This is a genomic window from Streptomyces sp. NPDC054813, from assembly GCF_053611365.1.
The window spans coordinates 126,313-128,382 of record NZ_JBSHAF010000009.1; the positions used below are offsets into that span (position 1 = coordinate 126,313).

Annotated in this window: 1 protein-coding gene and 2 pseudogenes; all 3 read left to right on the plus strand. The window is 73.6% G+C overall.

Annotation, left to right across the window (positions count from 1 at the left end; all coding sequences use genetic code 11):
- Positions 1-275: 275 nt before the first annotated feature.
- A pseudogene (locus ACWGJB_RS19905) lies at positions 276-710 on the plus strand (transposase); the annotation flags it as partial.
- Positions 706-1,068, plus strand: a complete 363-nt coding sequence (locus ACWGJB_RS19910; RefSeq protein WP_453381666.1) for a hypothetical protein — start codon at positions 706-708, stop codon at positions 1,066-1,068. The pseudogene ACWGJB_RS19905 and the gene ACWGJB_RS19910, both read left to right, overlap by 5 nt.
- 130 nt (positions 1,069-1,198) lie before the next feature.
- A pseudogene (locus ACWGJB_RS19915) lies at positions 1,199-1,959 on the plus strand (SDR family NAD(P)-dependent oxidoreductase).
- The last annotated feature ends 111 nt before the right edge of the window (positions 1,960-2,070 follow it).

Below are 2,070 nucleotides of genomic sequence, written 5' to 3' on the forward strand. Positions count from 1 at the left end.
ACCCCCCACCGCCTTCGGGCCCCCCCCCCCCACAGGCGGCTCCCCCCACCCCCACCCCCCCCCCCCCCCCGGCGCCCCCCCCCCCCCGGGGGCCCCCCCCCCCCCCCGCGCCGCGCCCGGCGGAAGCCTCTCGGGGGTGGCCCGGCAACCGTCGTCGCGCAGGTGTGTGCCCGGTGCGCCTCCCGTCGCCGGATGTGAGCGGCCAATGTTGAGGCACAGCCGAGAAGTTGGCGAATGGGGGAAACGTGAACGCAAAAGTCCTTTCCAGCTGCCGAATACGGGAAGCCGCCCACGACGTCACCGATCCGGGTGACGAGTTCAGCGCCGCGCTCTTCGCGTCGCTGCGCCGCAGCGATCAGCGGCTGCGGGCGCGGCGCTATCTGCGTGGGCCGCTGGCGGCGAAGGGACGCAAGTCGATCCGGAACATCGCCACGCTCGCCGGCGGGGCTGCGGCCGAGCAGAGCCTGCACCACTTCATCAGTGGCTCCACCGGGGACTGGTCGCCCGTACGCGAGGCCCTCGCCGGCCATGTCACGCGGGCGCTGACACCACCGGCCTGGGTCGTACGACCGCTGTTCATTCCGAAGACGGGTGAGCACTCGGTGGTGGTGGGGTGGGGGGGAGGAGCGGCAGTTCGCCCCGGACACGGACAGGTGCTCAACGGTCAGCTGGCTTTGGGAGCCTGGGCCACGACCGAGGGGATCGGTGTCGGACACGCCGTACGTGGGCGCCGTCCTGGCCGGGCTGGTGCTCTTTCCCGCCGGGGTGGCTCTGGTCTTCGCCGGATCCACCGTCACCGCGACCACCGACGTCCCGCGGGATCAGGCCGGTCTCGCCGGTGCCGTGGTCAACACCGCGCTGGAGGCCGGGCCGGCCATCGGTCTCGCCGTCCTGGTGGCCCTGTCCACCGGACGCACCACGGATCTGGTGCACACGGGGACGAGTACGGCGTCCGCCCTGACGTCAGGCTACGGCTTCGCCTTCACCGTCGCGGCCGTGGCCTTCGCCGCCGCCGCGGTGTGCGCGCTCGTCCTGTTGCGCCCCGGCCCGCCCCGGGACGGCGGCTGACGGACCCCCGGCCCCTGACGGACCCCCGGCCCCTGACGGATCCCCGGCCCCTGACGGATCCCCGGCCCCTCCGCCGCTCGGGCACCCTGAATTCCCATCCATCACGACATGTACCAAGGAGCACCCCCCCATGACCGCCCGTTTCAAGGACAAGGTCGTCATCGTCACCGGGGCCGGATCCGGCATCGGCCGGGCCAGTGCCAGGGCCTTCGCCCGCGAGGGCGCCACCGTGGTGGCCGCCGGATCGCGGCCGGAACCCATCGAGGAGACCGTGCGACTCGTCGAGGAGGACGGCGGCGCGGCCGACGCCCTCGTCGCCGACGTCACCCGGCCCGAGGACATGGAGCGCCTGGTGCGCACCACGGTGGAGCGTCACGGCGGCCTGCACGTCGCCCACAACAACGCCGGTGTCTTCGGCAAGCCCACCCCGGTCGGCGACCTGGACCTGGCCGTGTGGCAGTCCGTGCTGGACGTCAACCTGAACGGCGTCCTGATCGGCATGCAGCAGGAGATCGCGCACATGCGGGCGAACGGCGGCGGCGTCATCGTCAACACCGCGTCCAACATCGGCTACCACGGGCGCCGCCCCGGCATGGCCGCCTACGCCGCGTCCAAGGCCGCGGTGAGCACCCTCACCCGGGTCGCCGCCCTGGACCACATCAAGGACAACGTGCGCATCACGCGGTGAGCCCCGGCGCCACGGACACCGGTATGTCGCTGCGTCCCGGGGAGAGCGACGCCGATCGTGCCGCCCGGCTGGCCACGACGGTTCCGATCGGCCGCGTCGCGACGACGGACGAGATCGTGGCCGCGGTGCTGTGGCTGGCGTCCGACGAGTCGAGCTTCGTCGTCGGCCACGACCTCGTCGTCGACGGCGGCGTGACCAGCTGATCCCCTCACCTGATCGATGGAGTACCGGGGGGGGGGGGGGGGCGCCCGGGGCAGACGGGGGGGGGGGGAGCCCCCGAGAGAGGCGGGGGGGTGTAGCGAGCGCCCGACGCG